The sequence below is a fragment of the Thermodesulfovibrionales bacterium genome (assembly GCA_035686305.1).
Lineage (GTDB): Bacteria > Nitrospirota > Thermodesulfovibrionia > Thermodesulfovibrionales > UBA9159 > DASRZP01.
Genome location: DASRZP010000069.1, coordinates 1 through 7,280 on the forward strand (window position 1 = coordinate 1; position 7,280 = coordinate 7,280).

The following is a 7,280-nucleotide window of genomic DNA, read 5'->3' on the forward strand; positions in this document are numbered from 1 at the left end:
CAAAATAATATTTACAGATGTGCTCCCTATTATTGGTCATGCCCGAGATCCTTAGTCGGGCATCCATTCTGTTCAAAGTGGATTCCCGCCTTCGCGGGAATGACGGCCAAGAATGTGCAGACTATTATGAGACCATTAATAAGTTTGGATGACTCGATTTGTTAACGATATCTATCTATGGTCTTGCCTCCGCCTATCCAGATAATCAGCCAGTTAACATCCAGAGGATTTTCTAAAAGATGTCGACACATTCTTTCCATCTCTTACTTTGTATTTTACTCTCACGTCATCATCAACCTTGATACGCTGTTTTCTGAATTTATCAAGGGTAGCGTTGTCTTCCACGGTAATCGCCACATCCTTGCCTTCATTCGTCGTGACAATTATCGTATTCGTAGTGAGATCTATCCCTTTAACGGTCCCCGTTATGGTTATGACGTCCTCCGCCATTGCGATAGAGGGTACGATCGCAACCAGAAACAGTGTTACGGCTATCATGACAAATCGTGATGTCGCCATTATGTCCTCCTATCCGGAATAGTTAATGAACAACCTTGCCGCTCTTATAATCGTTTTCAAGCTTATCGTAAAGCTTGCGAGCGGTAATCTCAGGCAAAGAAAAATCGCCTTTCAAGGTCCATTTGCCCGCAAAGGGCTCAAGGCCTCTGGGCATACTGCCTCCGTCAGGCCCTTTGAAGTCAATAAGGCGAAGTCCTTCCCGATCCGCGACAATTGTATATTCACCATCCTCAACATCTTTATACGTGTCCCCTTCCGCCTCGTACCTCGTACGAATCCTCTGTGAGCGAGAGGCGTGGCAGCTCTCACATGTCCTCGATCTGCCTACCCCATGAGCGACCCTGTCGACGTTGAGCCATACCATCGTATCATGGTCCTTGTCATCCACGTTGCGCACGAGTCCTGTGACGGCATAAGAGTCATGAGAAAAATACTCCCTGCTTATTTCGGAATCAGGCCTGTCTCTAAAGAGCAACTTCCTTGACAATACAACGTCGTCAGCTTTTACGTTCCCTGAGATATGCGGCACAACGTGTACGGGTATCCATATACCTTTTGGATTCCTTATGAGAAGGGGGGACACTGCATCAACAAAATACCCCTGGAGTCTGGTGAGCGGGTTTTCCTCTCGGACTGTCCAGAAATTAAACGCGTAGCCTCCTATCAGGGCTACATGACAAGAAGTGCAATCGACCCTTCTGTGCGTGCCCTTCTCGTGTTCTGAGGCCTCTTTGCTGTGACATCGAGCACAATCGACGTCCCTCCGCAGATCAGCATGAAATCCCGTCTCCCTGTTAGGCTCATGGCAATCCACACACATCAGATTCCTCTGCATATGTATGTCCATCTTATCCTTTAGAACCTCTTTGCCATTTGTGCTTGCCTGTGTAAAGTCTGCCCTCATATAGCCGTCGCCGCGTCTCCTTTCAAGGGGCCCGGCGTGGCAGCTGAAAGATTTTCCCCCACCATAACAGGCGAGCACAGTCGGCTTTTTCGAGAAGGAATGAAGGCCGCTTCCGCTCTCCATGCCACTCTGTTTCTGAGGGTTAAAATGGCAGTCAAGGCATCCGACATGGCATTGATTACAGGTTCTCTGAGCATTATATGCAATCTTCTGAGTGATGGGCATGGAAGTGTGGCTGTTAAAGGTCTTGAGGTTTTCGTCCGTAAATGCATCCTGACCGGGTTGAGCGAGGGACCCCACCCATAACCCGCAGCTCTGGGGCCCCGTTTTTCCGGTCCATGTCACGTATTGATCTTGGGTATGGGTTTTTACCCCTCCCCCCATCGAGCTTTTGAGGTAGCTCTTGACTATGTCGGCATGACACCGGCCGCATGTCTTTTCAGCGATGAGCGGATTAAATGCGAGTGTCTCAGGATTTCTATCATGGTAGATCAGCAGCTTGAAGTCTCGGTTGTCTCTGAGTTGCCCTTTGATCTTCAATTTTGGCATGAGCTGCGTCGCCATTTTTCCGCCCCTTGGTTCGGTAGTTGGCCACTCCTTGAGATTCTCCTTGGTGAGATCTGACCGTGTGAAAGCATTCCACTTCGTATCGATAATCCTGGCAGAGAGGAGGCCCTTGTGGGCCTCTTCACGGGTTGGTGACGAAGGATTACCCAAATGACAGTCACCGCAGGACGCCGACATTCTTGTTTGCGCCTTAATCTCTGCAGGAGTTATGACGAACTGAGGAGCCCCGAGTTCCCTCATCCTTTCGATGTTCCCATGACAATTGACACACTCCTCGCCGGCATATAAATGAGAGGCACCTGCCGTATAGACACAGATGACAAAGAGAAAGATTCTTCCTCCCAGCATAGCTAACGCACAGGACAAAAAACGGTCAACCGCTTTAAGGAACAAACGACGAAACTCTAAAGCAACCCTTGTTTCCATTATTCCTCTGTTCAATACAAAGAGTTATCATGACTATCTCGATTCGTCTCCTTTTATCATAATTATACATTAGACACGATCAAACACTTTCGGATAATCTTTCGAAACCGCCTTCCTCCCTCCCTCACGAAAATGTGGATGTTCATTCTCGGGGGCTTTTGACCGTCTTTGCCTTTATTTTTGCAGTCTTCCTCAATATTTTCTTTTCTCTCTGTTGGTGATAATATAGGGCAGTATGTCTTTGAAGAAGAAGATCATCCTCAGCTTCCTTTTAGGCGCATGTATGACCGCCCTGCTTTCGGTCTTCCTTTATCTCAATTTCGTCGAGATAAGGAAGGAGACGACCTTTCTTGAGCTCACCGATACAATACGGAGTAAGTCTCTCCAGCTCAGGAGGCACGAGAAGAATTACTTCCTTTATGCACCTGAGAAAGCAACGGACGAGTCAAAGGCGATCTATACCTATCTCAATGAACTCGTTGACATACTCGGTGGCATGGCACCTCCTAAGACCGAGCGGACAGCCTCCTTGAAAAACCTGATAGGGGAATACCGCAGTCAGTTCAGCGCGATAGAGAGATTGGTCAATACGGTATCCGATGAATCGGGGAGACTGAAAGGGTCTTCCCCTGCCTACATGAAGGTGAGCCGTCTCGTCGAGTCGAATTTTCTCGATAAACCCCTTGAAGACGTGTACTATCTCCAGGATGTCTTTTCTTTTCAATCGGATCATGAATTCATCTCCTCCTTGAAGGAACTCGATATCGAGATAAATTCTCTCAGGAAGACCGGCGAGAATATCCTGACGGTCTCGAAAGAACTCGATAAGACCGCCAGGGATAATGTCGATCGTTTTATCAGGATGTCGGGCATCGCCATACTCATTTTTTTCCCTCTCTTCGGCATCATCAGCTTCGGGACCATCCTCTTTATCATCAGCAACGTCGTCAGGCGATTGCAGTTGTTGACCGATGTCGTTGAAAAGACAGGTCATGGCGATTTCGCGCCTATGCCATCTTCGGGGATACGGTGGAATACAAAGGACGAGGTCGGAACGCTCATACAGAAATTCAATACCATGGAGGAGCAGCTCGCCCAGAGGGAAAGAGAGCTCCTCCAGTCCAAGAAACTCGCTGCCATCGGTACGCTCGCCTCGGGAGTTGCCCATGAACTCAATAACCCCCTGAACAACATCTATCTTTCCGCCCAGGTCCTTCGGAAGGAGGCGGGAGGGGCCTTTTCACCCTTTCTAAACGAGACGATCAACGATATTGTAAGCCAGTCGCTGCGGGTCAAAAGGATCGTGGGCGATCTCCTTGAATACGCACGGGGGAAGGAGCTCAGGGTCTCGAGATTTGAACTTGTTGACATGATCAGGAACGTCTTCGAAAAACTCAAGGTCACAGTAAATATGTCGGACATCTCCTTCACGCTGAAGAGCACGAGGGAAGAAGTCTTCATGAAGGCCGACGAGGAGCAGATCAGGAGGGTATTCATAAATCTCTTTACCAATGCCGTCGAAGCCATGAACGGCCGGGGCAGCATATCCGTGGCTCTATCGGACGAAAACCGCCATGTCAAAATCAGGGTGTCCGACGCCGGGAGGGGCATAGGTCCCCAGGATCTGGAGAAGATCTTCGAACCCTTCTTCACGACGAAGGACAAGGGCACGGGATTGGGCCTGGCGATTGTATTTAACATCGTAAAGAGGCATAACGGAGAGATTCGCGTGGAGAGCGAAAGAGAGAAGGGTACGACATTTTCTATCGTATTGCCAAAGGGAGACTAGGGCTATGGCGCTGAGGATTCTCGTAGCGGAGGATGAAGAGATAACCCTGAAACACCTTCTTTACGCGCTCCAAAGGGAAGGGCATGAGACTGTCGGCGCAAGGGACGGCCGGGAGGCCTTAGATAGGATATCAGAGAATCATTTCGATCTTCTCATTTCCGACATAAAGATGCCCGGCATGAGCGGCATCGAGCTCCTTGAAAAAACAAAAGAGATGAACCCCGATATGGAGGCCATGATCATAACGGGATATGGGACTGTCAGTTCAGCAGTCGATGCCATGAAGAGGGGCGCCTATGATTACATAACAAAACCCTTTGACCTGGATGAACTGGTACTTAAGGTGAAGAAGATCGCTGAAAAGAAGCAGCTGAGAAAGGAGAATATCGCCTTAAGGACGTTCCTCGGCATGGACAAAAAGGTCTCCATTATCGCGAAGAGCAAGAGCATGGTGGAGATACTGAACCTCATCGAGAGCATCACGGATTCGGATTGCAATATCCTCCTCACCGGAGAGACGGGTGTCGGGAAGAGTCTCCTCGCCAAGATCGTCCATTTCACGAGCAAGAGACAGAACATGCCCTTTCTCTCCATTAATTGCGCAACCTTCACAGAGGAACTCCTTGCAAGCGAATTGTTCGGCCACGAAAGAGGGGCCTTCACAGGAGCGGTCAGGACCAAGCAGGGTCTCATCGAGATAGCCGACACCGGGACCCTCTTCATGGACGAAATTGCTGAACTCTCCCCGAATCTCCAGGCAAAACTGCTCAAGGTCATCGAAGAGGGAGAGTTCTTCAGGGTAGGAGGGACACGACCCATCAAGGTTGACGTGAGATTTATTGCCGCCACGAACCAGAACGTGAAGGCCGCCATCGCTGAAGGCAGATTCAGAGAGGACCTCTATTACCGGCTGAACGTCATGGAAATATTCATTCCGCCTTTGCGGGATCGCAGGGATGATATAGAGCCTCTCAGCGAATACTTCCTCAAGAAACATCTCGCAGACACGTCGAAAAAGATCAGCGGCTTTGAGAAAGAGTCGATGCGGGTACTAAAGGGTTACAGTTTCCCCGGAAACGTCAGGGAACTGGAAAACATTATCGAAAGGGCGGTGATCCTCGAGAAGGGCCCTCTCATCACGCCAAAGAGTCTGCCCGAGACGATCAAGATGTTCCAGATCGAGACTATCGAACCCGACAGGATCAAGACCATTGACGAACTCAACAAAGAATATGCGGAGAAGGTCCTCGATCTCGTGGGGGGCAACAAGTCCAAGGCGGCAGAGGTTCTGGGGATATCAAGGACGAGCCTCTGGAGGATCCTCAAGGAAGAGGAATGAAACCATCTCTCTTGCATGAGACCCTATGAATTTCAGGATCATTATCGCTGAAGACGAAGACATTACCCGGAAACAGCTCCTCCATGCGCTGAAGAGAGAAGGCTATGACGCTGTGGGCGCCAGGAACGGTCCGGAGGCATTAGGCCTGATGGAACGCGAACATTTTGATCTCCTCGTAACCGATGTCAGGATGCCGGGTATGAACGGTATCGAGCTCCTCGAAAAGGTGAAGGAGAGAGACCCCCGTGTCGAGGTGCTTGTTGTTACGGGCTTCGCCAGTGTCGATTCGGCAGTGGAAGCGATGAAGAAGGGGGCCTATGAATATATAACAAAACCATTCAACCTCGATGAACTCATCATGAAGATCAAGAATATCCATGAGCGGAAGCTCTTGAAGAAAGAGAATCTTGCCTTAAGGACCTTTTTTGGAATGTCCAAGGGTGTCTCGATCATCGCACGAAGCGAGAGCATGAAGAGGATTATGGCTACCGTAGAGGAGATCAAGGATTCGGATTCTCCTGTCCTCCTTACCGGTGAAAAGGGTGTGGGGAAGAGCATCATAGCAAAGATCATACACTTTACGAGCAGAAGAGAGAGTATGCCCTTCCTTTCCCTCAATTGCTCGACGATGACCGAAGATCTTCTCTCTGCAGAGCTCTTTGGATACGAGCGGACGTCGGCTTCAGGCGCAACGCGGACAAAGAAGGGGCTTATGGAGGTGGCCGATGGCGGCACGCTCTTCGTCGATGCCGTTGGCGACCTTCCCTCCCCTCTCCAGGCGAAACTGCTCAACGTCGCAGAAGACGGCCGGTTCTCTATGGAAGGAAGGCTAAGGCCTGTTGAGATTAATGTCAGGCTCCTTTCCGCCTGGGACCAGGACATGAGGGAGCTCATTCGGGAAGGCAGATTCATGGAAGACCTTTACTTCAGACTGAAGGGTGTTGAGATCACCGTCCCTCCCCTGAGAGAGCGGAGGGAGGATATTGAGCCGCTCTGCACCTTTTTTCTCCAGAAGTATCGATCGAACTCAGGAGGCATGATTAATGGTTTCACCGAAGAGGCGACGGGGGTATTGGAAAACTATAGTTATCCCGGAAATGTCAGAGAGCTCGAAAACATTATAGAGAGAGCGGCGATCCTCGAAAAGGGTCCTCTCATTACGCCTGAGAGCCTGCCCACGATCATAACGAAGTACAGGATCGAGACCTACCAGACTGAACAGATAAAGACGATCGACGAAGTATCGAGGGATTACGCATCAAAGGTGCTTGATCTTGTCGAAGGGGACAAGGCCGAGGCTGCGAGACTTTTGGGCATCCCCGAGATCAGCCTTTGGAAACTCTTGAAAAGGAGATAGGTCTTCACGGAGATCTTATGAAAGAGTTTAGACGTCTCATATTCCTCCTGGGCGCCCTGCTTTTTTTTCAGGCCTGCCAGCCTGACATGGATAAGAAGGCCTTTGAAAGGTTGGAACAGACTGCAGTTTCACTCAACGCTTCTCTCCATGCAGGCATGACATACGATCAGTTCGAGGAGGGTCTTCACCGGTTCTCTGCGGAAATAACGACGATCGAAAACAGGGCGAAATCAAGGAAGGACAGAGAGATGGTGAAGGCCTTTGCCGATCTCCTCACGATCTACCGGGACGGTCTGACACTCTGGAGATATAAACTGGAGTTTACTCCCTTTGATTTCGTGCCGAAAGGTCGCATATACGTGGGGCAGGACGTTGAACC

General features: G+C 49.8%; 6 protein-coding genes. 4 read left to right on the plus strand and 2 right to left on the minus strand.

Going from position 1 to position 7,280, the window contains the following annotated elements:
• Positions 1 to 213: 213 nt before the first annotated feature.
• Positions 214 to 519, minus strand: coding sequence for a hypothetical protein (locus VFG09_08265; GenBank protein HET6515139.1), 306 nt, complete (start codon positions 517 to 519; stop codon positions 214 to 216).
• 22 nt (positions 520 to 541) lie between these two features.
• Complete coding sequence (locus VFG09_08270; GenBank protein ID HET6515140.1) at positions 542 to 2,416, minus strand: cytochrome c3 family protein; 1,875 nt, start codon at positions 2,414 to 2,416, stop codon at positions 542 to 544.
• 241 nt (positions 2,417 to 2,657) lie between these two features.
• Between VFG09_08270 and VFG09_08275 the strand changes: the two genes are divergently transcribed.
• The 4 genes from VFG09_08275 to VFG09_08290 form a co-directional block, all read left to right on the plus strand.
• On the plus strand, positions 2,658 to 4,205 hold the full coding sequence (locus VFG09_08275; GenBank protein HET6515141.1) for an ATP-binding protein: 1,548 nt from the start codon (positions 2,658 to 2,660) through the stop codon (positions 4,203 to 4,205).
• 4 nt (positions 4,206 to 4,209) lie between these two features.
• Positions 4,210 to 5,544, plus strand: a complete 1,335-nt coding sequence (locus VFG09_08280; protein HET6515142.1) for a sigma-54 dependent transcriptional regulator — start codon at positions 4,210 to 4,212, stop codon at positions 5,542 to 5,544.
• A gap of 25 nt (positions 5,545 to 5,569) precedes the next feature.
• Entirely contained in the window at positions 5,570 to 6,901 is a 1,332-nt protein-coding gene (locus tag VFG09_08285; GenBank protein HET6515143.1) for a sigma-54 dependent transcriptional regulator, read from the plus strand.
• Positions 6,902 to 6,918: 17 nt separating this feature from the next.
• Positions 6,919 to 7,280: hypothetical protein (locus VFG09_08290; protein ID HET6515144.1), on the plus strand; the 362-nt coding region annotated here is incomplete at its 3' end.